Consider the following 26,085-nt stretch of genomic DNA (forward strand, 5'->3'; position numbering starts at 1 on the left):
TCAGCGGAGAGCGCTCTCCATCGACGGACCCGCCGTGAGCGGCCCCGTAGCCGTCACGGTGAGTGTCGCGTGCAGCGGCAGCTCTCCCACCGAAGGCCCTGCCAGGAGCGTGAATTCACCGGCTTCCGTCTCCCAGCGCCCACGCTCCGTCGACCAGTGCGACAGGGCCCGCGCCCCGAGCCGTACGGTCGCCACGGCCTCCTTGCCGGGACCGGCCTCCACCGCCGCGTAACCCGCCAGCGCGCGCACCGGACGGTCGACCGCCGTGTCCGGCCGGGCCAGATAGACCTGGACGACCTCACGGCCCTCGCGCGGGCCGGTGTTGCGCAGCCGTACGCGTACGTCGACGGCCTCCCCGGAACCCCCTACGGTGCCCGGCGCCTCCAACTCCTCGTACTGCCACGTGGTGTAGCCCAGCCCGTGGCCGAACCAGTACGCGGGCTCGGCCTCGGCGCGCAGCCACGCACGGTGGCCTATGTGGATGCCCTCCTCATAAGGAAGACGTCCGTCGCGCGGCCGGGTGCCGAGTACCGGGACGTCCTCCTGGGCCAGCGCCCAGGTCGTCGGCAGCCGCCCGCCGGGCTCGGCGGCGCCGAACAGCACGTCGGCCAGGCCGTGTCCGGCCTCCTGGCCGGGGAACCAGGCGAGGAGCAGCGCGGGTACGTCACGGTGCCAGGGCAGCTCGACGGGGCCGCCCGAGTTCACCAGCACCACCGTGCGCGGGTTGGCCCGCGCCACCGCCCCTACGAGCGCGTCCTGCCCGTCGGGCAGCGCCAGTGACTCGCGGTCGCGGCCCTCGGACTCGCTCTCCTCGGTCGTGCCCACCACGACCACCGCCGCATCGGCGGCCCGCGCGGCGGCCACGGCGGCCGCGAGAGCGGTCGACGCGTTCCCCGGCGGAGGCGCGGCGGCCAGCAGCGTCGCCACGCCTGTTCCGGGGTCCAGCCGGCGCCGGGCGACCACCTCGGCCTCCACGCCCTCGGTCAACTCGGCCTCCGTACACCGGTAGGGCGGGGAGACATGCACCCGGGTCGGGTCGTCGCTGTCGAGCGGGAACTCACCCGTCATGAGCGTCCGGCCGTCCACGGACAGGGAGATGAGCCCCCAGCCGCCCACCCCCAGCGTCCAACTGCCGGTCTGCGTCGGCCGGACGAGCGCGCGGATCTCCACGGTGACGGCGCCGGGGACGCGGGCCGGTTCGACGATGCGGCCCGACAGCCGGTGTTCGGCGTGCAGTTCGGTCCCCTCGGCGTCCAGCAGCCGTACGAGAACGCCCGGTTCGCCGTCGCGCGGATCGCGCGTCCAGGCGGGGTCGAGAGGGCGTGGCCGGGTGTGCGGCGGCAGGCCGGGCGTGTACGTCACGGCCGCCGGCGCCCGGTCCGAGTCACCGGCGGCTTCGCGCAGCGCCGTCTCGATCCCCTCCAGCGGGGTGACGACGGACGAGGGGAACACCTCGGCGCTGCCGCCTCCTTGGATCCGGACAGCCGTGGCGTGCGGGCCGATGACGGCCACGCGGCGCGTCCGGGACGGATCCAGCGGCAGCAGGCCGCCCTCGTTGCGCAGCAGGACCGTGCCGGCGGCGACGGCCCGCCGCAGCAGTGCCCTTCGCTCCCCGGGCGGGCTCAACAGCCCCGGGATGGGGCTCGGTTCGCCTGGGGCGTGTTCGGGAAGTCCCGTCCGGCTCACGGCGGCCGGCACGCGGGCTCCCCGCGTTGTCGAAGTCGCCCGAGTACGCCCGGTACGAGAGCGATCCTCCGCCTCGCGGTCGTACGCACCGGCCGCCGTGAGCCCCACCCCGTGGGCGGACGACGCCACTTCTGACACACGCCCCAGCGCACCCACCCGACGGGCGAGCCGGAGCAGCCGCCGTACCTTGTCGTCGATCCGCGTCTCGTCGATCAGGCCCGACCGCACGGCGTCGAGCAGTCCGGCCGCCCAGGGGCTCTCCGGGCCCGGCATGGCGAGGTCCTGGCCCGAGCGGGCGCTGTCGAGCAGTGTGCGTACCGCGCCCCAGTCGGAGACGATCAGCCCGTCGAAGCCCCAGCCGCCGCCGTGGAGCGCCCCGTTCGCGTCCGCCGGCCCGTTCTCGTGCGCCCTCCCGTTCCCGCCCGCCGGGCGGTCTCCCTTCAGCGGCCGGTCCAGAAGCGGACTCGCCGACATCGTCTCGCCGTTGACCTTGTTGTACGCGGACATCACCACCCAGACACCCGCGTCCACCGCCGCCTCGAACGGGGCCAGATAGACCTCGCGCAGGGTCCGTTCGTCCACCCGTACGTCGACGCGCAGCCGGTCGGTCTCCGCGTCGTTGGCCACGAAGTGCTTGGCCGTGGCCGCCACCCCGCCCTCCTGAACGCCCGTCACGAAGGCGACGCCCGTACGCGCGGTCAGCAGCGGATCCTCGGAGAAGCACTCGAAGTGCCGCCCGCCCAGCGGCGACCGGTGCAGATTCAGGGTGGGGGCGAGCAGCACCTGGACACCCTTGCGGCGTGCCTCGAAGGCCAGGAGCCCGCCGAGCTCGCGCACCAACTCCTCGTCCCAGGAGGCCGCGAGAGCCGTCGGCGACGGCAGGACGAGGGAGGTCTGCCGCTCGTCCCAGGCGTCGCCGCGCACGCCGGCCGGTCCGTCGGACATCGTCACAGGACGGAGTCCGACGGCCGGCTCGTCGTACGTACGCCAGTTGCTGGCACCCGTCAGCAGACGCACCTTCTGCCCGATGTCGAGTTTCTCCAGCAGTCGCTCGGTCTCGTCCTCGGCCATACTGCCCCTTCAATCCTGTTGGAGAGCGCTCTCCCGCCGACCTGCCCAAGACTCGCCGGACGGTGCGTCGGCTGTCAATGCCGGCCCGTGGGCTGCGACGACGCACGGCGGGCGCACGCGTGCCGTGCGGGGCTCCCCGAGTGAGCCCTTGTCATTGCACATGCGACTGCCCTAAGTTGACCGATTGCGACGTGTCCCAGACGTCCTTACCTGCCAGTGGGGGAGCCGAGACCATGGCCGCAACCGGTCGCCACCGCAGATACCAGCCGAGCCGCATCAACCGCGCATCGCTCACCGTGACGGCGGGCGGCGCGGGCATCGCCCTACCACTCATGGGCGCGGGCACAGCCAGTGCGGCCCCCGTGGACACATGGGAGAAGGTCGCGGCCTGCGAGTCCACGAACAACTGGCAGATCAACACCGGCAACGGCTACTACGGCGGGCTTCAGTTCAGCCAGTCCACGTGGGAGGCGTTCGGCGGCGGGCAGTACGCGGCGCGTGCCGACCTCGCCACGAAGGACCAGCAGATCGCCATCGCCGAGAAGGTCCTCAAGGGCCAGGGACCGCAGGCGTGGCCCCACTGCTCGGTGAAGGCCGGCCTCACGCGCGGTGGCGACGCCCCCGACGTGTCACCGGCCAAGGCCCGCGACAGCAAGGGCGGCCAGGACACCGCGCGGAAGGCCGGCGACTCGGCGAAGAGCGCCCCCAGGAGCGATCCGAAGAAGGCCGCGTCGCCCACGTCCGTGCCGACCGAGCGCGAGGGCTACACGGTGGCGGGAGGCGACTCGCTCTCCGGGATCGCCGCCGCCGAGGAACTGCGGGGCGGCTGGCAGCGGCTGTACGAGGAGAACCGCAGGGTCATCGGCAGCGACCCCGACCTGATCTTCCCCGGGCAGAAGCTCGTCCTGCACGTCTCCGCCCCCGCGAAGGACAGGCCTGCCGCCGAGGCGCCCGCCCCGCCCAAGGAGGCGAAGAAGCCCGCCGCGAAGGCGCAGCCGCCCAAGCAGGCCGAGAAGCCCAAGGCCGAGCCGCGGGCGGAGAAGCCGAAGGAAGAACCCAAGCAGCAGGCCAAGCAGCAGGCTCCGAAGCCGAGGACGGCCGAGAAGCCGAAGCAGTCGTCCGGCTTCAGCGCGCCGGTCAGCGCGGGTACGGGAACCCCCTACCGCAAGGCCGGTTCCTGGGCGAGCGGTTACCACACGGGCGTCGACTTCCCGGTCCCCACCGGTACGTCGGTGAAGGCCGTGGCGGGCGGCACGGTCGTGTCGGCGGGCTGGGAGGGGTCGTACGGCTACCAGGTCGTCATCCGGCACGGGGACGGCAAGTACAGCCAGTACGCGCACCTGTCGGCGCTCAACGTGCGTGACGGTCAGAAGGTGAACGCGGGCCAGCGCATCGCACGGTCAGGATCGACCGGAAACAGCACCGGACCGCACCTCCACTTCGAGATGCGTACGGGGCCCGGTTACGGCTCCGACATCGACCCCGTCTCCTACCTCAGAGCGGGCGGAGTCCGCATCTGACCGGACGGTCCGCCGCAGGATGTGGCGCACGGCCTTGTGTTCCGGCTTGTGCGCCCCCTGGCGCTGGACCGGGTGCCAGTGCCAGGCCGGGCGCGCCCAGGCGTGCCGGTGCTCGACCGGTGCGGGTTCGGCCGGCCCGTTGTCCGGTGTGGGGACGCCGTCCGGCGTCTTCGCACCGACAGCCGGCTTCACGGCGCTGCCCGCCGTCTGCGCGGCGAGCCGCTCCGTGGTCAGGAGGACCAGTCCGCCCGCGGTCACCACACCGAAGCCGAGGGCGAGCATGCCGCCGGTCAGGCCGTACCGGAAACCCTCACCGAAGAGGGTGAGTCCGACCGCGGCGGCGACCACCGGATTCACGACCGTGACCGTCGCCAGCGGCGCGGCGAGCCCCGCGCCTCGGTAGGAGGCCTGCGAGAGCAGCAGTCCGGCCACCGCCAGACCCGCGATGACCAGCAGGCTCGGCACCTGACCACCGAACGTGCCCTCGGTCCAGTCGACGGCGACGGTCTTGGTGAACACCGAGGAGATACCGAAGGCGACACCGGCCGACGCGGCCAGCAGCACACTGCGGACGGCCGGACGGTGCACGGCCTGCGCGACCAGGAACAGCAGGGCCACCACGCCGACGGTGGCACCGGCCACGACCATGCGCTCACCGGAGCCCAGCGAGTGCGAGCCGGCGGAGCCGGTGAGCGCGAGCAGCCCGGCCAGTCCGAGCGTCGCCAGGAGCGCCCCGCGCCAGGCGGTGGCCCCCGCCTTGCGGCGGACGAAGACGGCCGCCATCGGCAGCGCGAAGACGATCGTCAGGGCGCCGAGCGGCTGTACGAGGCTGAGCGGACCGTACGCCAGCGCCACGACATGAAGCAGTCCGCCGACGCCGTTCAACGCCACGGCGGCCCACCACACGCCGTGGTGCAACGGCGCGTAGGGCCGCGCGGGTGTGTCAGCCGCCACGCGCTCCTGAAGGATCGCCCCGGCCGCATAGGCGACCGCGGAGACCAGTGACAGCAGCACGGACAGCGCGAGTGCACTCATATATCCACGATCTCTCGCCAGGTGCGATTAGTCGTCGTCCTGAAGACGGCATTCCGACGTACTGCTGTAGTAGTACGTCGGTGGAGCCGTAGTCATTCCCCCGGCGGTGGCCCCCGACCTCGGGTTGAGTCGCGGGGTGCACGAGGCGCTCAGGAACGGGCACTCACCGCGACCGCCGGGCGTTACGGAAAGTGACGACAGGTAATGACGGTCGGTGATGCTCGAAGGCGTCGGTGATGATCGAGAACGGGGGGCGGCAGGTGGATCTCGCGGAGGTCGGGTCCGTGGGCGGGTTCTTCGCCCTGCGGACGGAGGCGGTCGGAGAGCCGGCGGAAGGACTCGCGGAAGAGGGCGCGCACGACGGCGCGTACATCCCGTTCGCACAGATCTACGCGGGCGACATCGCGCCCCTGTCGGCGCGCGTCGACACGGTCGCCGGGAAGCTCGGCGCACCCGAGCGCCGGGTCGCCGCATCCGTCGCGCAGCTCGGCCTCGCCGCCCGGCTCTGGTCGGTCGCACTCGGCTCCGCCGCGCTGCACGGCGAGGTCCCGGACCTCGACCCGGCGCGGCTGTACTGGGCCCCTCTCCGCTCCTCGCCCGACGACCTCCGGCTGCCCGAGCCACACGCCTTCCCCGCGGCCGACGGCACAGCCGGCTCCCTCGCCGAGGCGGTCCGCGAGGTGGTCCAGTACGGCCACCTCGTCCCGCTGGCGACGGCCCTGCGTGCCGACGGCCGTATCTCGCCACGCCTGCTCAAGGGCAACGCCGGCTCGGCCCTCGCCGGGGCCGTGCGTGAACTCCGTGGCTGGAGCGTCCGGGAAGGACGGCCCGAAGTCGGCGAGCGGGCCGCCGCCATCGGCGCGGCGCTCTTCACCCACCCCGACCTGCGAACCACCGGCGCGTCTCGGGGCGGCTCCTTCCGCCGCCGCAGCTGCTGCCTCTACTACCGTTGCCCGTCCGGCGGCCTCTGCGGGGACTGCGTCTTCGACCGGCCGCCGCAGCGCTCTTCCGCATGAGAGGTTTCCGGGTGACCATGACATGGCTGAGATCGTCGGGCGACGGGGGTATGGCGTGAAGGTCGGGCTGCTGACCAGGGAGTACCCGCCGGATGTGTACGGAGGTGCGGGCGTCCATGTGGAGTTCCTGGCCCGCGAGTTGCGTGAGCTGACCGATCTGCGCGTGCACTGCTGGAGCGAGGACGGCACAGGCGGTGGTGAACGGGCCCAGGGGGTCGTACGGCACCGGGCCGCCCCCGGACTCGAAGGCGCCAACGACGCGCTGCGCACGTTCTCCGTCGATCTCGCGATGGCCGCCGCCGTGGAAGGCAGCGACCTGGTGCACTCGCACACCTGGTACGCCGCGCTCGCCGGCCATGTCTCGAAGATGCTGTACGGCATCCCGCACGTGATGACCGCGCACTCGCTGGAGCCCCTGCGGCCCTGGAAGGCCGAGCAGCTCGGCGGCGGGTACGAGCTGTCCGGCTGGGCCGAGCGCTCCGCGATAGAGGCGGCGGACGCCGTCGTCGCCGTCTCGCACGGCATGCGCACCGACATCCTCGACTGCTATCCCTCACTCGACCCGGACCGGGTGCGGGTGATCCACAACGGCATCGACACCCGCCTCTACCGCCCCGACCCCGGCACCGACGTGCTGGAGCGGATCGGTATCGACCTCGACCGCCCGTACGTGCTGTTCGTCGGCCGCATCACCCGGCAGAAGGGCGTCCCGCACCTGCTGCGCGCGGCCCGCGCGCTGGACCCCGAGGCGCAGCTGGTGCTCTGCGCGGGCGCGCCCGACACACCGGAGATCGGGGTTGAGTTCCGCGAGCTGGTGGACGAGCTGAGCGGCAGCCGCGACGGCGTGTTCTGGATCCCCGAGATGCTGCCGCGCCCCGAGGTGGTCCAACTGCTCGGCCACGCGGCCGTGTTCGTCTGCCCGTCGGTGTACGAGCCGCTGGGCATCGTGAACCTGGAGGCGATGGCCTGCGGTACGGCGGTCGTCGCCTCGGCGGTCGGCGGCATCCCGGAGGTCGTCGACGACGGGAGCACGGGCCTGCTGGTGCCCTACGACGAACGGCACCCGGAGGACTTCGAGACGGCCCTCACCGAGACGCTCAACCGGGTCCTGGACGACCCGGAGTCGGCGGCGGCGATGGGCGCGGCGGGACGGCAGCGCGCGGTGCGCGAATTCGGCTGGGACAGGGTCGCCCGTCGTACGTACGAGGTGTACGAAGAGCTGCTCAAGGCGAAGTAGCCGGGTAGACGGATCCGGACGGCCCGTGTAGAGGTCGAGAACAGAGGAGCGGCGATGCGTGGTGGACCTTCGGTGCTCGGGATCGTGCTGGCGGGCGGGGAGGGCAAACGGCTGATGCCGCTGACCGCCGACCGCGCCAAACCGGCGGTGACCTTCGGTGGTACGTACCGCCTGGTCGACTTCGTCCTGTCCAATCTCGTCAACGGCGACATCCTGCGCAACTGCGTGCTGACGCAGTACAAGTCGCACTCGCTCGACCGCCATGTGAGCACCACCTGGCGGATGTCCAGTCTTCTCGGGAACTACGTCACGCCGGTGCCCGCCCAGCAGCGGCTCGGACCCCGCTGGTATCTCGGCAGCGCGGACGCGATTCTCCAGTCCCTCAATCTCGTCCACGACGAACAGCCGGACTACATCGCGGTGTTCGGCGCCGACCACGTCTACCGCATGGACCCGCGGCAGATGCTGCGCCGGCACATCGAGGGCGGCGCGGGCGTCACCGTCGCCGGCATCAGGGTGCCGCGCGCCGAGGCGTCGTCCTTCGGTGTGATCACGCCCGGCCCGGACGGCACGCGCGTCGACCGGTTCCAGGAGAAGCCGTCGGACGCGCCGGGGCTGCCGGGCGACCCCGAGCATGTCTTCGCCTCGATGGGCAACTACCTCTTCACCACCAAGATCCTGGTCGACGCGCTGCACCGGGACGCCGAGGACGAGTCGTCGGTCCATGACATGGGCGGCTCGATCCTGCCGATGCTCACCGAGCAGGGCATGGCGCAGGTCTACGACTTCGACGACAACCATGTGCCGGGCGAGACACCCCGCGAGCACGGCTACTGGCGCGACGTGGGCACACTCGACTCGTACTACGACGCGCACATGGATCTGATCTCGCACCAGCCGGAGTTCAACCTCGACAACAGACGCTGGCCCATCTACACCAATGCCGGCCAGCTCCCGCCCGCGCGGTTCGTGGCGGGCGGCATCGCGAGCGAGTCGATCGTCGCTCCGGGCTGCGTCATACGCGGCCAGGTGACCCGTTCCGTGCTCTCTCCCGGTGTGGTGATCGAGGAGGGCGCCGTGGTGCAGGGCTCGGTGCTCCACGACAACGTACGGGTGGGGCGCGGCGCGGTCGTCCGCGGTTCGATCCTCGACAAGAACGTGGACGTCCCGCCCGGCGCCACGATCGGCGTCAATCCGGGGCGGGACGAGGAGCTGTACACCGTCTCGAAGAACGGGGTCATCGCACTGGGGAAGGGCCAGACGGTCTTCTAGGCGCGGGGACAGCTCCCGGCCCCGTCCTCGGGCGCCGGAAGGCCTCACCCCTTCCGGCGCCCTAGGACGGCCGACCCGCCCGTCACATCATCCGGCGCCGCCTGCCCAGCCAGGTCTGGGCGATCACCACGACCGCCAGGAACGCGCCGCTGACGACCTGCTGGTACGCCGAGTCGAGCGAGCCGATCTGGTTGATGACGTTCTGAATGACCTTCAGCAGCAGAACGCCCACCAGCGACCCGCTGATGAAGCCGAAGCCGCCCGTCAGCAGCGTGCCGCCGATGACGACGGCCGCGATCGCCTCCAGCTCCATACCGGTGCCGAGGATCGTGACGCCCGAGACCAGCCAGGCCGCGTTGAGCGCCCCGGCCAGCCCGGCGCACAGGCCCGAGAGGGTGTAGACGGCGATCTTCGTACGGGCCACGGGTGCGCCCATCAGGGCCGCCGCGTCCTCGTTGCCGCCGACCGCGTACACGTACTGGCCGAACCGGCTGCGCCGCAGCGTCACGGCGCCCGCGACGAAGAGCGCCACCGTGATCCACACCGGCACCCCGACGCCCAGCAGCTTCTCCTGGCCGAGGCCGGCGAAGAAGGACTTCTCGTCCACCAGATAGGTGTTGGCGCCCTCGTCGGTGATGGCCAGCAGGATGCCGCGGGCGGCGAGCATGGCCGCGAGCGTCACGATGAACGGCGCGAGCCGCGCCTTCGCGATCAGCAGCCCGTTGACGAGCCCGATCAGCCCGCAGACGGCCAGTGGCAGGAGCAGCGCGACGAGCGTGCCGTACTGCGATCCCCACGCGCCCAGCACACCGCCGAGCGCGAAGAGCGAGCCGACGGACAGGTCGATGCCACCGGTGATGATCACGAACGTCATACCGAGGGCGACGATCGCCAGGAACGCCGACGACACCGCCATGTTCTCCAGGTTGTCGCCGGTGAGGAAGGTGTCGAAGCCGATCGACGCGCCGATGGCGACGAGCAGCAGCGTGACGAGCGCGCCGTGCTGCTGGGCGAGCGCGCTCAGCAGTTCGGCCCGGCTCGCGCCGAGCGGCGCCTCGTCGTTGTCACTGCCGGAGGCCCCCTTGCCGGGGGCGGGGCCGTTGCCCGTGGCGCGGGACGGACGCTCGGTATGGGTGTGGGTCATCGCTTTCCCCGTTCGCGTGCCGCGTAGACCGCGAGCACGATCACGACTGCCTGGGCGATCTGCGTCCAGGAGGGCGGCAGATCGTGCTTGATGAGCGTCGCCGTCAGCAGCTGGATCAGTACGGCGCCGGCCACCGTGCCGCCGATCCGGATCCGGCCGCCGCTGAGCGGGGTGCCACCGACGACGACCGCGGTGATCGCCGAAAGTTCCATCAGCGTGCCGAGCGACGTCGGGTCGCTGGCCTGGAGCCGCGCGGTCGCGAGCACGCCCGCGATCGCGGCGAGCACACCGGCGATGACGTAGACGAGGATCAGCACGCGGCGCACCGGGAGCCCGGCGAGCTGTGCGGCGGGCCGGCTGTCGCCGATCGCGAGGAGCTGCCGGCCGAAGGTCGTGCGCTTCACGATGAACCCGACGACCAGTGCCAGCGCGGTGGCGATCAGTACGAGATACGGGATGCCGAGCAGATCGCCCGAGCCCAGCGAGGACATGCCGGAGTCGCGTACGTCCTTGAGCTGGGGCAGCAGCACGAGGGCGATTCCGCGTACCGCGACCATCAACGCCAGTGTGGCGACGATGGGTTGGACCCCGATGAACGCGATGAGCGACCCGTTCGCGAGGCCCACGACGGCGCCGCCGATCATCGCGACGATCAGCGCGACCCATGGCCCGTAGCCGAGATACAGCGAAAGCAGGGACGTCGACAGGGCCATCACCGAGCCGACGGACAGGTCGACGCCCTCGCTGCCGATCGCGAGCGCCATGCCCAGTGCGACGATCAGCACCGGCGCCACCTGGACGGCCTGGGTACGGAAGTTCTCCGTGGACAGGAAGTGCGGGGTGAGCGCGATGTTGACCAGCAGCAGGACGGCGACGCCCGCGTACACGCCGTAGTCCTGGAGCAGGCGCAGCAGCCGCGCGCGGTCGACGGGGGCGCCCTTCAGGGCGAGTTCAGTCATGGTCCGTCTCCCCTCCTGAGGAGGTCCTGTCGAGCGGTACGGCCCCGGACACGGGCACCGGCTGCGACGCCGGGGCCACGATCGCCGCGGCGTCCGGCGCGACCGTCTTCAGCTCCGCGTCCGACTCCGGGGCCGCCGCGATCGCGTGCAGCAGCCGGTCCTCCGTCACGTCGTCGCCGGTCAACTCCGCGACCACGGCGCCGTCCTTGAGGACCACCACCCGGTCCGACCCCTCGATCAGCTCCTCCATGTCGGAGGAGATCAGCAGCACTCCGAGGCCCTCGTCGGCGAGTTCGTCGATCAGGCCCTGCACCTCGGCCTTCGCGCCGACGTCGATGCCCCGGGTCGGCTCGTCGAGCAGCAGTACCTTCGGCTGCATCGCCAGCCAGCGGGCCAGCAGCACCTTCTGCTGATTGCCGCCGGACAGCTCGCCGACCTTCTGGTGCGGCCCCGACGCCTTGATCCGCAGCCGCTTCATGAAGGTGTCCACGATCTTGTCGACCCTGGCATCGTCCACGAGTCCGAACCGGGACAGTCCGGGGAGCGCGGCCAGCGCGATGTTCTCCCGCACCGAGAGGCCGGGGACGATGCCCTCCGCCTTGCGGTCCTCGGGCAGCAGGCTGATGCCGGCCCGGATGGCGGCGGGCGTGGAGCCGGTACGTACGGGCGAGCCCGCCACCACCACCGTCCCCGAGTCCGGCGGCAGCGCGCCCGCGATGGCCTTGGCCGTCTCGCTGCGCCCCGAGCCGAGCAGCCCGCCGAGGCCCACGACCTCACCGGGCCGTACCTCGACCGAGACCTGGTGCAGCGTATGACGTACCGTCAGATCCGATGCGCTGAGGACTGGTTCACGGCCCGCGTGGTGGTCACCGGTGAACTTGGTGACCCCCTCGCCGCTCACCTCGGCCATCTCACGGCCGAGCATCAGCGACACCAGCCGCAGCCGGTCCAGCTCCGCGATCGGCCCGGTGTGCACGAGCTTGCCGTCGCGCAGTACCGTGACCTTGTCGCAGACCTCGTACAGCTCGTCCAGCCGGTGGCTCACGTACACCACCGCTATGTCGCGCTCCTTGAGCATCCGGATCACGCCGAACAGCGTGCGCACCTCACGTGGTTCGAGCGAGGACGTCGGCTCGTCCATGACGACCACCCGCGCGTCGACGGAGACCGCCCTGGCGAGCGCCACCATCTGCTGCGCGCCGACACCCAGCGTCCGCAGCGGACGCTTGACGTCGACCCGCAGCCCCAGCGAGCGCAGCGCCTCGTCGGCCTCGCCGTGCATCCGGCGGAAGTCGATCAGCCCGAGCCTGTTCCGGGGCTCCCGCCCCAGGAACAGATTGCGCGCCACGCTCATCAGCGGGACGAGGTTGACCTCCTGGTAGATCGTGGAGATCCCGGCGTGCTGCGCCTCCAGCGGAGTCTGGAAGCGCACCGGACGCCCGTCGTGGACGATCTCGCCCTCGTCGGGCTGGTACACACCGGTGAGCACCTTGATGAGGGTGGACTTCCCGGCGCCGTTCTCGCCGATGAGCGCGTGGACCTCGCCCGGCAGGGCGGCGAAGTCCACGCCGTCGAGCGCGCGTGCGCCCGGGAACGTCTTGGTCAGACCGGTGACCGACAGCACGTCAGAAAGCCTTGCCCAGATCGGCCTCGGCGTTCTCCGGGGTGTAGGCGCCGTCCTGGATGACGATGTCCTGCCCGACCTTCTCGCCCTTGGTGAAGGCGTCGAGGGTCTGGAAGGCGAGCGGGCCGAAGCGCGGGTTGGACTCCACGACCCCGGAGATCCAGCCGTCGACGATGCCCTGGACCGCGTTACGGGTGCCGTCGACCGTCACGATCTTGACGTCACCGGCCTTCTTGCCCGCGCCCTTCAGCGCGTTGACGGCACCGAGGCCCATCTCGTCGTTCTCGGCGTAGATCCCCTTGATGCCGGGGTTCGACTGGATGAGCTGCTCGGTGACCTGCTGGCCCTTCTCACGGGCGAACTCACCGGTCTGCTCGAACACCACCTTCAGATCAGGGGCCTTGGCCGCCACCTGGTCCTTGAAGCCCTTGGTGCGCTCGGTGGTGACGTTGTTGCCCGCGGCGCCGAGCAGGATCGCGACCTCGCCCTTGCCGCCGGTCGCTTCGATCATCTGGTCGGCCGCGCGCTTGCCCTGCTCGATGAAGTCCGAGCCGATGAAGCTCACATAGTCCTTGCAGGCGGTGGCGTTGATCTTGCGGTCGATGGTGACGATCGGGATCTTCTTCGCCGCGGCGCTGCGCAGCACCGGGCCCCAGCCGTCGGAGTTGAGGGGCGCGATCACCAGCAGGTCGGCGCCCTTGGCTATCAGGTCCTGGACATCGCTGATCTGCTTGGAGAACTGCGTCTGGGCGTTGGCGGACAGGAGTTTGATCCCGCGCGCCTTGGCCTCGGCCTTGATGGACGCGGTCTCGGCGATCCGGAAGGGGTTGGCCTCCTTCTCGGACTGGGAGAAGCCGACCGTGGCGGTCTTGAGATCGATCTTCTCGCCGCCGAACTGCGTGATGTCACAGGTCTTGTCGCCCGCGCCGGGCGTCGCGACGACCTGGCCGCTGTCCTTCTCGCCGGCCGACGAGCTCTTGTCTGACGCGTCGTCCTCGGACTTGGCGCAGCCGCTGAGCGCGAGCGCGCCGACGAGACTCGCGGCGAGGACGGTAGTGGTGGTGGTACGGCGGACGGCGGAAAGCTTCATGGAGATCCCCATCTCGGCGCGGCCCCGGCGACCGGGACGCTCGCGGGAGGTCGGCTCGTACAGAACTGGCGAACTGGACTGCCGGGCCGCCGGTCTGATCGACCGCCGGCCCGACGGACTGCTGGAGCGGATGTGCGGGACGTTCGGAACGGTTTTTACATCGTTGTACGGAGGCTGTAAAGCCTTCGCGCGATAACGGCTGTGTGCGCGGGGGCCGGTGGCGCTCTCAGTGACCGCCCCGGCGGCGGCCGAGCGTGCTCTCCCGCTCCACCAGCCGGAAATCGGCGCGGAGTTCACGCGAGCCGTTGCCGACGGGGTCTCCGGTGCCCAGCAGCCGGTTGACGACGGAGCGGACGGCGAGCCGGGCGATGGTCTGTTTGTCGGGCGAGATCGTGGTGAGGGTCACAGCTCCGTAGCGGCCCTCCGTGATGTCGTCGAAGCCGACGACCGCGACGTCCTCGGGGACCCGCAGCCCCCGCTCGGAGAGCACCCGCATCGCCCCGATGGCGATCAGGTCGTTGTACGCGAAGACCGCGTCGGGCGTCACGCCCGAGTCGAGCAACTGATTCATCGCGTCCGCGCCGTTGGCGTGGTCCCAGCCCCCCGTCGGAGCGATCAGGGAGTCCGGCGCCGGCAGCCCGGCCGCCTTCAGCTCGGCACGCCAGCCGCGCAGCCGCAGATGTGACGGCTCGTTGACCCGGTCGGTCCTGGCGCCCAGGAACGCGATCGTCGACCGGCCGAGATCCAGCAGATGCCGCACGGCCGTCCGGGCGGCTGCCACGTTGTCGATCGCGATGTGGTCGTACGGCAGGTCGTACTCCCGCTCCCCGAGCAGCACCAGCGGCGCGTCCTGGTCACGGCCGAGCAGATCCTCGGTCTCCAGCTCGATCGGGCTCAGGATCAGCCCGTCGATCACCCGCGCCCGGAAGCCCTGGCTGACCAGGACCTCCTGCTCGCGGCGGCCACCCGTGTGGTCGAGCAGCACCGTGTACTCGTGCTCCGCCGCCACGTCGATGACCGAGCCCGCGAGCTCGGCGAAGTAGGGGTTGCCCAGCTCGGGCACGGCAAGCGCGATGATCCCGGTGCGTCCCTTGCGCAGATGGCGGGCCGTGAGATTCGGCCGGTAGCCGAGCTCGTCGATGGCCAGCTGGACCCGGGCCCGCATCGCCGGGGTGACATGCCGGTAGTTGTTCACCACGTTCGAAACGGTCTTGATGGAAACGCCCGCGCGCTCCGCGACGTCCTTGAGGCTGACGGTCACCGTATTTCCCCTCCGAGGTCGGCCCGAAGGTCGCCCCTGCCCAATCTGTACAACGTTATATACGTTGCGGGACCGCGCTTTGTCATGGCCCTGGACAGCAAGTGGAGCGGCATGTTGTCATGCCAACTGCCGTTCCTTCCAACGTTGTACAGACTGTCGCAACGAGCCGCCACCCTCGGACCCTGCCGGAAGACCTCTGATCGGGCGTCCACGCCTGGCACGCACGCTTTCCGATCGCGGGTCGTCCGGCAGGTCCAGTTCCAAGGAGGATTTGTGCGCATCCGAAGAAATCTGGCCGTTCTGCTCGCATCGGCCCTGGGCGTCGCCGGACTCACGGCGGTCCCGGCGGCATCGGCCGCGGACGACCCGGTCGTGCCCCATGGACTCAAGGGCGAGTACTACTCCTCGTCAGCACCCGGAGCCTTCGACTTCCACGAGCTGAAGGCCACCGGGTTCGACCCCCGGATCGACTTCGACAACCTCGACTCCCGGCTCTCCACGGCCACCGGCAGCGCCGATCACGCCACCGTCCGCTGGACCGGGAAGATCGTCCCTGAACAGAGCGGTCCCCACACCTTCTCGATGATCGGCGACAACGGGTTCCGGCTCTGGGTCGACGGCGAGATCGCCATCGACCACTGGGTCAACGACTGGGAGAAGGAGCAGACAGCCGACCCCGTCGAACTCGACGGCGGCCAGGAGTACGACATCAAGGTCGAGTACTTCGAGGACGTCGGCGGCTCGAACCTCCATCTGAACTGGACCGAGCCCGGTGGCGCGAAAGAGCCGGTGCCCACCTCGGCCTTCCGCCTCCCCGACGGCTACGCGTACGACGGTGCCATCGCCACCACCGTCCTGGCCGACGGCCGCACCCTGCGGATGGAGTTCGCGCAGCCGCTCGCCGCGGTCCCGGCCGGTCTTGCCGGCCATCTCGACGCCATCATCGGCGGCGCCGAGTGGCCGCTCGGCTCGGTGAGGAAGGACCCCGCCGACGCCCGGAGCCTGCTCGTCGGCCTCAAGGAGCCCGTGGTCGGCAAGGGCGGCTCCGCCGACATCCGTTACGACGGCGAGGGCGGCCTCGCGTCGCAGGACGCCGACCCCGTCGGTGAGTTCTGGAGCAGCGGACCCAACGAGTCCGAGTACCAGCTCTCCACCCCGTGGGCCAAGGACGTCGGCCCGGACAACGCGCTGCCCGAGTACCCGCGTCCGCAGATGACCCGCGACGCCTGGCGCAATCTCAACGGGGAGTGGCAGTTCGCCGCGGCCGAACAGGGCGAGCGCCCGCCGGTGGGCAAGAAGCTGGACGAGAAGATCCTCGTCCCGTACCCCGTCGAGTCGCAGCTCTCCGGTCTCGAACGGCACGAGGACCGGATGTGGTACCGCCGTACCTTCACTGTGCCCGAGAGCTGGCGCATCGACGACGGCAGGAAGGGCGGCCACCGCGGCGACAAGCGCCTGAAGCTGAACTTCGACGCCGTCGACTGGCAGTCCACCGTCTACGTCAACGGCAAGAAGGTCACCGAACACAAGGGCGGCTACGACCGGTTCAGTGTGGACGTCACCGACGCCCTCAAGCCCGGCCGTACGCAGGAACTGATCGTCGGTGTGTACGACCCGACCGACGCGGCGGGCGGCGAGAACCCGCCCATGGGCAAGCAGCGCCTCGACCCGAGCGGCATCTTCTACACCTCCTCCTCGGGCATCTGGCAGACCGTCTGGATGGAGCCGGTCGCCTCCGACCACGCCGACTCGCTGAAACTCACACCCGACGTGGCCGGGGAGAAGCTGGCGGTCGAGGTGCGCGGCGTACGGGACGGGGTGCCGGTCACGGCCACCGCCTACGACGGCAAGCGCAAGGTGGGCACGGTGAGGGGCCGTACGGGAGCGCCGCTCAGCGTGCCCGTGCGCGACCCGCGCCTGTGGTCGCCGGACGATCCGCACCTCTACAAGCTCGACGTGCGGATCGGCGACGAAAGGTCGGGCGACCGGCTGGGCAGCTACTTCGGTATGCGCTCGATCGCCGTCGAGAACGTCGACGGGGCGCAGCGCACCGTCCTCAACGGCAAGCCGGTCTTCCTGATGGCCACCCTCGACCAGGGTTTCTGGCCGGACGGGCTGCACACCGCGCCGACCGACGAGGCGCTCGCCTTCGACCTCAAGAAGCACAAGGAGCTCGGCTACAACTCCGTGCGCAAACACATCAAGGTGGAGCCGGACCGCTGGTTCTACTGGGCGGACAAGCTGGGACTGCTCGTCTGGCAGGACATGCCCTCGATGCCGAAGTCCCCGGCCGCCCCCGCGGCGGCCCAGTTCGAGCACGAGATGAAGGAGATGATCGACCAGCACGCCGGCAGCCCATCGGTGATCATGTGGGTCCCCTTCAACGAAGGCTGGGGCCAGTACGACCAGGCGCGGATCGCCGACCAGGCCAAGGGCTGGGACCCGACCCGGCTCGTCAACAACATGAGCGGCATCAACTGCTGTGGGGCCGTCGACGGCAAGAACGGCGACATCGCCGACGCGCACGGCTATCCGACGCCTCTGCTGCCCGCGCCGGACGGCAAACGGGCGCTCGTCAGCGGCGAGTACGGCGGCCTCGGGCTCGCCGTACCGGGCCACGCCTGGCCGGTCCAGCACACCTATGTGGGCGTCGACCAGGAGAAGTACACCGACGAGTATCTGGCGCAGCTCGGCAACGTACGGGACCTCGCCTGCCGGGGGAGCAACGGAGCCGTCTACACCCAGATCAGCGATGTGGAGGGTGAACTCAACGGGCTGCTCACCTATGACCGCAAGGTCATGAAGCCCGACGTCAAGCGGCTCAAGGCGGCACATGACACCCTGATCCGTGAAGCGTCCGACCCGGCCTCGATGGAGTGCGCGACCTCCTGAGCCGGATCGCCGGGCGCCGTACGGGTTCCAACCCCGTACGGCGCCCTTCGGCGTACAAGGAATAAGCGGGTCGGAACTCGGACTTGAAACTGGCGCCGTCCCAGGACCACCACCGGGGACGACCACCGACGTCGACAGTCAGAGCGAGGGATCACATGCCCAAGGCGTACGTCTACACCCGGTTCGGCGGCCCGGAGGGCGAAGCCTTTGTCGACCAGCCGAAGCCGGTCCCCGGTCACGGCGAACTCCTCATCGCTGTCCGGGCGGCCGGGGTCAACCCCGTGGACTGGAAGCTGCGCACCGGCTACAACCGGCCGGGCTCGACCCCCAAGCCGCTGCCCACCGTCTTCGGCAGCGAGGCGTCGGGAGTGGTCGAGCGGGTCGGCGAGGGTGTGCGGGGATTCGCCGTCGGGGACGCCGTCTTCGGCTCCACCCTCACCGGCGGATACGCCGAGTACACCCTGCTGCCCGCCGCGATCACCGCGCACAAGCCGGACGCCGTGTCGTTCACGGACGCGGCGGCGCTGCCGGTCGCGGCGGCGACCGCGTACGACGGCATCCAGCAGCTGGACCTGCCGGCCGGCGCGACCCTGCTGATCATCGGCGCCGGAGGCGGTGTGGGCGTGGCCGCGACGCAGATCGCGATCGGCGCGGGCCTGCGGGTCGTCGGCTCGTCGAGCGCGGGCAAGAAGGACTTCGTGGAATCGCTGGGCGCGGTCCATGTCACGCCGGGCCCCGGGCTTCAGGAGCGGGTACGGGCCGCCGCGCCAGACGGCGTCGACGCGGTCTTCGACTTGGTCGGCGGCGCGGACCTGGAGGCCGCCGCCGGGCTCGTGACCGACCTGACGAAGCTGATCAGCGCGGGGGACAAGCCGCGGGTCGTGACCCTGGGCGGCGCGGCGGTCGTACGGCTCCGCACGGCCGCCGTCCTCGAAGAGGTCGCCGCGCTGGTGGTGGCGGGCACGCTGCGGCCGTACGTGACGCGGATCTTCCCGCTGGCCGAGGCGGGGGAGGCGCTGCGCGCCGTCGAGGACGGGCACGCGCTCGGCAAGATCGTGATCGAGGTCGGCCCGTGAGCGGGGCCGGATCGGTCCCCGCGCCCGGCCGGGCCTCGTATCACCCGCTCGACAATCCCGTACTCGCCGGGCTGACCGGCCCGCACGCCCGCTTCGCGGAGCGGCGCGGACGGGTGCTGGCCTACCGGGCCGAGGTGTCGCCGTGGCTCGCCCTGCCCGACGAGCCCGACGCGGGGGACTGGGCGGACGCGGTCCATCTCGTCGGAGACGACGGCACCGCGGTGCTCGCGGGCGTCGATGTGGTGCCCCCGGCCGACTGGGAGGTCACCTTCCAGGTGGACGGTGTGCAGCTCGTGGAGGAGTCGGTGGACGCGGTCCCCGACGAGGAGGCCGTGGTGCTCGGCGCCGCCGACGTGCCGGAGATGCTGGCCCTGGTGGACCGCACCAGGCCTGGGCCCTTCCGGCCGCGGACCGTCGAGCTGGGCACGTATCTGGGCATCCGCCGTGACGGGGAGCTGGTGGCGATGGCGGGGGAGCGCATGCACCCGCCGGGCTGGCGGGAGATCAGCGCGGTCTGTACGGCGCCGGAGTTCCGCGGCCAGGGGCTGGGCGCCCGGCTCGTCCTGGCGGTGGCCGCCGGGATCAAGGCGCGCGGCGAGATCCCGTTCCTCCAGGCGGCCGGGGACAACGAGGGCGCCATCCGGCTCTACGAGGCACTGGGTTTCCGGCTGCGCCGCCGGATGCCGTTCGTCGGGATCCGCGTCCCGGAGCCCTCGCGAGTTCCGGCGACGGCCGGCGGCTGAGCGAACGAGCGCGCACGGCGAACGGGCGCGCACGGCGAACGGGGCGCACACATCGCTGGGGCGGGCGGACGGCCCTTTACGGCCGTCTGCCCGCCCCACCGGGTGGAGTGCCCTGCCTACGTCTGGACCGGCCGATTCATCCGGCTCGTCCGTTCTATCTTCGTACGCTTGCGCGCTGCCATCAGCGCCGCGCCCGCGCAGACCAGGCCAAGAACGGCGGTCAGGCCACCTGGGATGACGTTGCTGAGGAACACGCCGCGGTCCGGGCTGGAACCGACGACCCAGGGTGCCGCGACCATCCACGCCCCCAGAAAGACGAGAGCCCAGCTGAAGCCGTACGTCCGGGTCGGGGTGGCGGAGAAGACGAGGGCCAGGCCGGCGATCGCGATGCCCATGATCACGTTGTGGACCACGAGACCCGGCTGGCTGGTCGTGTAGTGAAGGATCCACGGTGAGAGGGCGATGAACAGGCCGGCGAGAAAGATCGGCCCGTCCAGCAGCGCCACATCACGTCCACCGAGCACGCGGGCGTACCTGGCCCGCATCTCTGGTACGTCAGGGTGAGCACCTATGTCTCCCCTGGTGTCTGAAACACCCGGGTGAGCACTGGAGGCTCCCCTGGTGTGCGAAACATCGGCCATGAGTCTCGACTCCTTCGGTCTGAGAGGTGCGACCGTGCTGCACCGGATCGAGCGGTACAAGACCATTCTGCCCCTTATTCACCATTATGTGTAGTTGAGCGTGAACAAATTGCCTTGTACCTCGTGGCAAACTGTTCGAGGCCGCTCGGCCGGACGGCCGTATCCGTGCAGGGCTCGACGGCCCCGGACGGGTGAGTGCCCCGGACGGGTGAGTGACGAATGATGAGGGAACGGCACCGGCGATGACGTTGACAGATGACGGGACCACGCTCGGCGAGAGCGGGCCGGACGCCGCGTACGGCCCCGGAATCGACCCCGAGCGCATGGCCGTCTGCCTGGCCGTGCTCGACGAGCTGGACAAGCTGGACGTCGACCACCCCGACGCGGTGGCCGTCCGCCGCGCCACCGCCGGGATCTACCGGACCGTCAAACAGCGCCGCCGCCAGGAGCGTCGGGCGGCGAAGACCGCCAACGACAAGGCGGTCACCGAGGCGACCGCCACCGGATCCGCCGAGCGGATCGACGACGAGACGCAGGGCCTGCTGCCGTCGTCCTCGGTCGCCGGTGAGATCGCCGGAATCCTCCAGCGGCCGCGCTCCTGCTACATCTGCAAGACCCGCTACGTCGAGGTCGACGCGTTCTACCACCAGCTGTGCCAGGCATGCGCCGCGGAGAACCGGGCCCGCCGGGACGCCCGCACGGATCTCGCCGGCAAGCGCGCCCTGCTCACCGGGGGCCGCGCGAAGATCGGTATGTACATCGCGCTGCGGCTGTTGCGCGACGGCGCACACACCACCATCACCACCCGCTTCCCGAACGACGCGATCCGCCGCTTCAAGGCGATGGACGACAGCGCCGACTGGATCCACCGCCTCAAGATCGTCGGCATAGATCTGCGTGACCCGGCCCAGGTCGTCGCCCTCGCCGACTCCGTCGCCGCCGAGGGTCCGCTGGACATCCTCATCAACAACGCCGCCCAGACCGTACGCCGCTCCCCGGGGGCCTACAGCGAGCTGCTGGCCGCCGAATCCGCGCCGCTGCCCGCAGGGGAACTGCCTTCCTCGCACGTCATCGGCGCTTTCGGCAGCGGCGCCCAGGCCGTGCTGCCCGCCGGTGGCGGTGACGCGCTGAGCGCGTCGGAGGTCACCGGTCTGGCCCTGGTCGGCGGCTCGGCCACGCTCGCCCGTATCGAGGCCGGAACCGCGATCGACGCGGGCGGGCTCGTGCCCGACCTGCACGACACCAACAGCTGGATCCAGACGGTCTCCGACGTCGATCCGGTGGAGCTCCTCGAAGTCCAACTGTGCAACTCCACCGCGCCGTTCATCCTGATCAGCCGGTTGCGCCCGGCGATGGCGGCAGCGGCGGCGGGACGCACGTACGTCGTGAACGTCTCCGCGATGGAGGGCGTCTTCAGCCGCGGCTACAAGGGCGCCGGACACCCGCACACGAACATGGCGAAGGCCGCGCTGAACATGCTGACCCGGACCAGCGCGCAGGAGATGTTCGAGTCCGACGGCATCCTGATGACCGCCGTCGACACCGGCTGGATCACCGACGAGCGCCCGCACCCGGACAAGATGCGGCTCGCCGAGGAGGGCTTCCACGCCCCGCTCGACCTGATCGACGGTGCCGCCCGCGTCTACGACCCGATCGTGCGCGGCCAGCGCGGCGAGGATCTGTACGGCTGTTTCCTCAAGGACTACGCGCCGGCCAACTGGTAGGCCCCGACCGCGGACAGAGGGCGGGGCTGTCGTCCTGACACTGTCCGGAAGTGACTCACCTCACCGGCCCCATCGAGCGAGCACGCGCTCATTTGGTTAATGTAAGGCGCACGGACGCCACCCCGGGACCCACGAAGGTTCCCCGGCCGTCCCGGGCCAGGCCTGCAACCAGGCCACCGCCCCGCCCGAAAACCGGCGCCACCGCGACCGAACTGCCCTTGCCCCCGCCCCCGTTCGGCGGTCGGCGCCCGGTACGAGTCCGGAGTCGGCGCGCCCGGGGTTACGCGACACAGAGGAGTGCGCGGTGACACCTGACATGGCTCAGCCCGAGAACAGCCCGTCCGACCGAGGCGGTGAACGGCGCGGACCCGAGAAGCTCCGGAACATCGAGGTGTGGGCCAGGTCCGCACCGATCCGGCTGGCGGGCTACGAGGACGACCTCGCGGAACCGCACATCCTCCAGGGCGTCGACTAGCAATCACCTCCTCGCACCGCCGGACGGGCCTCCACGCGGCCTGTCCGGCGCTCGCGTGCGGAGGGGGTCCCCCGTCCGCCGCCCCCGCTTGCGGGGCGGCCCCGGGTCCGGCAGATATGGAGTCATATTCCGGAGGACGAACAGCTGGGAGACCCTGTGCGACGCCTACCCATTCGCCGGCGGCACGCCGCGTTCGCCGCGCTGTCCGCCGGAATCCTGATCACCGCCGGCTGCGGCGAGGACAGCGTCGGCAAGGACGGGCGGGCGGCGCGAGCGGCACAGGCGGCGGCGTCCACCAAGGTCACCCTGCTGCCGCTCGGCACATCCGGGCCCGATCCCTTCACCGAGTCGACGGCGGCGCCGACGCCTGACGCGGACTCCTCTCCTCCGCCGACGGCCGGGCCCGAGTCCGGCGATCCGAGCGGTCCCACTCCGGGCCCCCGGGCGCCGCGCTCGATCTCCGGCGCCATCGCCGGGCTCTACGGCGGTACGAAGTCGGTCCCCAGCTGCGACGTCCAGGCGCAGGCCCGCCTCCTGGCCGCGGACCGGGCCAAGGCCACCGCCTTCGCCCGCGGCGCGGGCGTCGCCCCCGCGTCCGTCCCGACGTTCCTGCGCGGGCTCACCCCCGTCGTACTGCGCGCCGACGTACGCGTCACGGACCACGGCTACCGGCACGGAGCCGCCACCGCCTACCAGGCCGTACTCCAGAGCGGCACCGCCGTCCTCGTGGACGACCGAGGGCAGCCCAGGGTCCGCTGCGCAGGCGGAAACCCGCTCCGCCCGGCCACCGGGCGGAGCGACGACGCGGGGCACCAGGGGAAGGCGTGGAGCGGCTACCGGCCCGACCGTGTCGTCGTGGTCAACCGCAGCACTCGGGTCCTGACCGCCCTGGTGATCGTCGACACCGTCGACAACACCTGGCTGGAACGGAAGACCGGCACCGACGGCAGCCAGGACAAGAAGCCCCGGGTCCCGCCGCCGTACCCGCCGGACACCGACATCATCGACCCCTCGCTGGAGCCGCCCGCGCCGGACGGCAGCGGCTCGGACAGCCCGGACCCGGGACGCTCCGAACCGGCCGTCCCGGAGCCCGACGCGTCCGAGAGCGACCGGGCGCCCTCGCCCGACTGCGTTACGCCGGACGCCCCGGAGCCCGACGAGCCGTGGTCGGAGAGCCTGGTGGACCCGCCCGACTGCTCCACCGCGCCCGAGGAGCCCGACAGCGGTGTGGACCCGGACTACCCCGTCCTGCCGATGTCCCCGGAGCGGCAGGGCCCCGACGCACCGCTCGAAGGCGACGCCGGCGCGCCGTCCGACGAGGACCTCGCGACGACGGCCGAAGACCTCGTGACGACGACGGGCGGGGACGACCCGGCCGGGACGGTCACCCTCCAGGACTGACCGGCCGCGCCCGTGGAGCCGTCTCCCGTACGGGCGCCTGGCCGGACGACCGGTCGAGATATCCGACAAATGATGACAGAGTGACTCCATGGTCGATCGGGAAGCGGGGCCCCCGTCGCTGCCCGACGACTGGCCCGCGAAGCCGGAACTGAGCCTGTCCCTCAACGGCATGGGCTGCTTCGACTGTGATCTGGCCAGCGGACTGCTCCATCTGGACCGGGTCGCGCTGGAGATCCTCGATCTGCGCGCGGACGAATACGACGGCACCCGGGACATGGTCCTGGAGCGTCTGCCGCCCGGCGAGCGCACCCGGCTCAACGACGTCGTCGGGGAGGCGATCAACGGCGGCGGCGAGAGTTACGGTGCCTACTTCCGTGTCCGGCGCCGTAACGGCACCATGCGCTGGACCCACTCGCAGGGCTCCGTCCACCGCGACGGGGCCGGCCACCCCAGGCGTCTCATCGGCATCGTCCGCGACGCGACGCAGGAGCTCGCCGACTCGATGGCACGGCTCGAACTCGACGAGGAGCGCCGGCGGCGGACCAGTGTCGTCGAGGGCGCGACGGCCGCCCTCGCCCACGCCAGAACGGTCCAGGACGTCATCGACGCACTGAAGGAGTCCGACGGCCTCGAACACCTCGGCGCCTCCAGCATGGTGATGGGCCTCCTCGACTCGGGCCGTATCCATCTGGTCGCCGAGGGCCCGGAGGGCTCCTTCGTGCCGGGGACGCGGATCACACGGGTGGACGAGGAGTACCCGATGAGCGAGGTGATCCGCACGCTCGCGCCGCGGTTCATCGACTCCGAGGAGGACTTCGCCGTCTCCTACCCGGGCCTCTGGCCGCACATCAGCCATCTCGGCATCACCTCGGCGGCCTATCTGCCGCTGATCGCGCAGGGCCGCCCCATCGGGGCCATCGGGCTCCTCTACGGCGACAAGACCGGCTTCACCACCGAGGACCGCAACCTGCTGGTCGCCCTCGTCAGCGGCATCGCGCAGAGCCTCCAGCGCGCCGTCCTCTTCGAGCAGGAGCACGACCTCGCCGAAGGGCTCCAGCAGGCGATGCTGCCGCGCCGGATCCCGGCCGTGGCGGGCGGGGAGATCGCCGTCCGCTACCGCTCGGCCCGGCTCGGCAGGGACATCGGCGGTGACTGGTACGACGTCATCCCGCTGCCGGGCGGCCGGGTCGGCGCCGTCATCGGAGACGTACAGGGTCATGACACCGACGCCGCGGTGGTGATGGGACAGCTGCGGATCGTGCTGCGGGCGTACGCGGCCGAGGGCCACACCCCGGCGACCGTGATGGCGAGGGCCTCGGTCTTCCTGCACGAACTCGACACCGACCGCTTCGCGACCTGTATCTACGCGGAGGCGGACCTGGCCACGGGCGTCATCCGGATGGTCCGAGCCGGCCATGTCGACCCGATGATCCGGGACAGCGACGGCAGTTGCCGCCGGCTGCCCGCGGAGGGCGGACTGCCGCTCGGGCTCTCGGCGGAGTTCGGCCGGCTCGACTACCCCGTGAACACCGTCGAGCTGGATCCCGGCCAGATGCTGGTCCTCTACACCGACGGGCTGGTCGAGATGCCCGGCGCCGATCTCGACGAAGGCATGCAGAAACTGTCCGGGATGATCGCGGACGGTCCGCGCGACCCCCAGGAGCTGGCCGACCAGCTCTGCGCCGCGGTGGACGAGTGGGGCGGCGTGGACGACGTCGCCGTCCTGCTGATGCGCAGACGGGGCGCGTACGCGGGCAGGACCGGCGGCAGGCTCCAGCAGCACGTCGGGCAGAACGAACCCGAGGAGCTGTCGTCGGCCCGTCACATGGTCCGCGCGGCCGTACGGGCCTGGGGCGCGCAGGACCGCTCGGACGACATCGAGCTGGTGGCCGACGAGCTGATGACCAACGCCCTGACCCACACCGACGGCGACGCGATCGTGACCGTCCGGGTGCTGTCCAGGGTGGAGCGGCGGCTGCGGCTGGAGGTCGAGGACTGGTCGAGCGCGCTGCCGCGGATCCGGGACGCGGGGGAGACGGGGGTCTCGGGGCGCGGACTGGTCCTGGTGGACGTCCTGTCGGACGAATGGGGTGTGGAGTCCCGCGGCAGCGGCAAGTGCGTCTGGGCCGAGTTCGTCATCTCGCCCCGGGTGGAGCCGGAGGACTCCCCCGACTCTCTGGCGGAGCGGTACGGCTGAAGGGCCGCGAAGGGTGCGGGG

General features: G+C 71.1%; 19 protein-coding genes. 11 read left to right on the forward strand and 8 right to left on the reverse strand.

Going from position 1 to position 26,085, the window contains the following annotated elements; all coding sequences use genetic code 11:
* The gene (locus tag IEY79_RS17720) at positions 1–2,757 is read right to left on the reverse strand and encodes a glycoside hydrolase family 3 C-terminal domain-containing protein (RefSeq protein ID WP_189108460.1); all 2,757 of its coding nucleotides are present in this window, start codon (positions 2,755–2,757) and stop codon (positions 1–3) included.
* 233 nt (positions 2,758–2,990) lie between these two features.
* Here IEY79_RS17720 and IEY79_RS17725 point away from each other — a divergent pair, with 233 nt between their 5' ends.
* Complete coding sequence (locus IEY79_RS17725) at positions 2,991–4,277, forward strand: peptidoglycan DD-metalloendopeptidase family protein (RefSeq protein ID WP_189108461.1); 1,287 nt, start codon at positions 2,991–2,993, stop codon at positions 4,275–4,277.
* On the opposite strand, the gene IEY79_RS17730 is transcribed toward IEY79_RS17725, so the two are convergent.
* Complete coding sequence (locus IEY79_RS17730; protein ID WP_189108462.1) at positions 4,158–5,312, reverse strand: DMT family transporter; 1,155 nt, start codon at positions 5,310–5,312, stop codon at positions 4,158–4,160. The two genes, IEY79_RS17725 and IEY79_RS17730, sit on opposite strands and share 120 nt — an antisense overlap.
* A 236-nt stretch (positions 5,313–5,548) precedes the next feature.
* On the opposite strand from IEY79_RS17730, the gene IEY79_RS17735 reads away from it, so the two are divergent.
* The 3 genes from IEY79_RS17735 to glgC are packed head-to-tail and all read left to right on the forward strand — an operon-like array spanning position 5,549 to position 8,837.
* Positions 5,549–6,328, forward strand: a complete 780-nt coding sequence (locus IEY79_RS17735) for a (2Fe-2S)-binding protein (RefSeq protein WP_189108463.1) — start codon at positions 5,549–5,551, stop codon at positions 6,326–6,328.
* Between the two features lie 55 nt (positions 6,329–6,383).
* The gene (glgA, locus tag IEY79_RS17740; RefSeq protein WP_189108551.1) at positions 6,384–7,565 is read left to right on the forward strand and encodes a glycogen synthase; all 1,182 of its coding nucleotides are present in this window, start codon (positions 6,384–6,386) and stop codon (positions 7,563–7,565) included.
* 54 nt (positions 7,566–7,619) lie between these two features.
* Complete coding sequence (gene glgC / locus IEY79_RS17745; protein WP_189108464.1) at positions 7,620–8,837, forward strand: glucose-1-phosphate adenylyltransferase; 1,218 nt, start codon at positions 7,620–7,622, stop codon at positions 8,835–8,837.
* Between the two features lie 82 nt (positions 8,838–8,919).
* Here glgC and IEY79_RS17750 read toward each other — a convergent pair whose 3' ends face one another.
* From IEY79_RS17750 to IEY79_RS17770, 5 genes are all read right to left on the reverse strand, one after another.
* Complete coding sequence (locus tag IEY79_RS17750; RefSeq protein WP_189108465.1) at positions 8,920–9,981, reverse strand: ABC transporter permease; 1,062 nt, start codon at positions 9,979–9,981, stop codon at positions 8,920–8,922.
* Positions 9,978–10,940: an ABC transporter permease gene (locus tag IEY79_RS17755; protein ID WP_189108466.1), complete on the reverse strand. Its 963-nt coding sequence runs from the start codon at positions 10,938–10,940 to the stop codon at positions 9,978–9,980. The genes IEY79_RS17750 and IEY79_RS17755 overlap by 4 nt, the downstream gene beginning before the upstream one ends.
* Entirely contained in the window at positions 10,933–12,564 is a 1,632-nt protein-coding gene (locus tag IEY79_RS17760; protein WP_189108467.1) for a sugar ABC transporter ATP-binding protein, read from the reverse strand. The genes IEY79_RS17755 and IEY79_RS17760 overlap by 8 nt, the downstream gene beginning before the upstream one ends.
* 1 nt (position 12,565) lies before the next feature.
* The gene (locus IEY79_RS17765; RefSeq protein WP_189108468.1) at positions 12,566–13,654 is read right to left on the reverse strand and encodes an ABC transporter substrate-binding protein; all 1,089 of its coding nucleotides are present in this window, start codon (positions 13,652–13,654) and stop codon (positions 12,566–12,568) included.
* 226 nt (positions 13,655–13,880) lie between these two features.
* Positions 13,881–14,915 carry a LacI family DNA-binding transcriptional regulator gene (locus tag IEY79_RS17770; protein WP_189108469.1) on the reverse strand — a complete coding sequence of 345 codons (1,035 nt, stop codon included), beginning with the start codon at positions 14,913–14,915 and terminating at the stop codon, positions 13,881–13,883.
* A 273-nt stretch (positions 14,916–15,188) separates the two neighbouring features.
* Here IEY79_RS17770 and IEY79_RS17775 point away from each other — a divergent pair, with 273 nt between their 5' ends.
* The 3 genes from IEY79_RS17775 to IEY79_RS17785 all read left to right on the forward strand — a co-directional run bounded on the left by IEY79_RS17775 (position 15,189) and on the right by IEY79_RS17785 (position 19,626).
* On the forward strand, positions 15,189–17,807 hold the full coding sequence (locus IEY79_RS17775; RefSeq protein ID WP_229700937.1) for a PA14 domain-containing protein: 2,619 nt from the start codon (positions 15,189–15,191) through the stop codon (positions 17,805–17,807).
* Positions 17,808–17,962: 155 nt separating this feature from the next.
* Positions 17,963–18,883: an NADP-dependent oxidoreductase gene (locus IEY79_RS17780; protein ID WP_189108471.1), complete on the forward strand. Its 921-nt coding sequence runs from the start codon at positions 17,963–17,965 to the stop codon at positions 18,881–18,883.
* Complete coding sequence (locus tag IEY79_RS17785) at positions 18,880–19,626, forward strand: GNAT family N-acetyltransferase (protein WP_189108472.1); 747 nt, start codon at positions 18,880–18,882, stop codon at positions 19,624–19,626. The genes IEY79_RS17780 and IEY79_RS17785 overlap by 4 nt, the downstream gene beginning before the upstream one ends.
* A 116-nt stretch (positions 19,627–19,742) precedes the next feature.
* On the opposite strand, the gene IEY79_RS17790 is transcribed toward IEY79_RS17785, so the two are convergent.
* Positions 19,743–20,267, reverse strand: a complete 525-nt coding sequence (locus tag IEY79_RS17790) for an SPW repeat protein (RefSeq protein ID WP_189108473.1) — start codon at positions 20,265–20,267, stop codon at positions 19,743–19,745.
* A gap of 242 nt (positions 20,268–20,509) precedes the next feature.
* Between IEY79_RS17790 and IEY79_RS17795 the strand changes: the two genes are divergently transcribed.
* The 4 genes from IEY79_RS17795 to IEY79_RS17810 all read left to right on the forward strand — a co-directional run bounded on the left by IEY79_RS17795 (position 20,510) and on the right by IEY79_RS17810 (position 26,064).
* Complete coding sequence (locus tag IEY79_RS17795) at positions 20,510–21,991, forward strand: SDR family NAD(P)-dependent oxidoreductase (protein WP_189108474.1); 1,482 nt, start codon at positions 20,510–20,512, stop codon at positions 21,989–21,991.
* A gap of 304 nt (positions 21,992–22,295) precedes the next feature.
* On the forward strand, positions 22,296–22,466 hold the full coding sequence (locus IEY79_RS17800) for a hypothetical protein (protein WP_189108555.1): 171 nt from the start codon (positions 22,296–22,298) through the stop codon (positions 22,464–22,466).
* 156 nt (positions 22,467–22,622) lie between these two features.
* Complete coding sequence (locus IEY79_RS17805; protein WP_189108475.1) at positions 22,623–23,867, forward strand: DUF6777 domain-containing protein; 1,245 nt, start codon at positions 22,623–22,625, stop codon at positions 23,865–23,867.
* Positions 23,868–23,955: 88 nt separating this feature from the next.
* Entirely contained in the window at positions 23,956–26,064 is a 2,109-nt protein-coding gene (locus IEY79_RS17810) for a SpoIIE family protein phosphatase (RefSeq protein WP_189108476.1), read from the forward strand.
* Positions 26,065–26,085 lie beyond the last annotated feature (21 nt).

The organism is Streptomyces camponoticapitis (assembly GCF_014646115.1).
Classification (GTDB): Bacteria; Actinomycetota; Actinomycetes; order Streptomycetales; family Streptomycetaceae; genus Streptomyces; species Streptomyces camponoticapitis.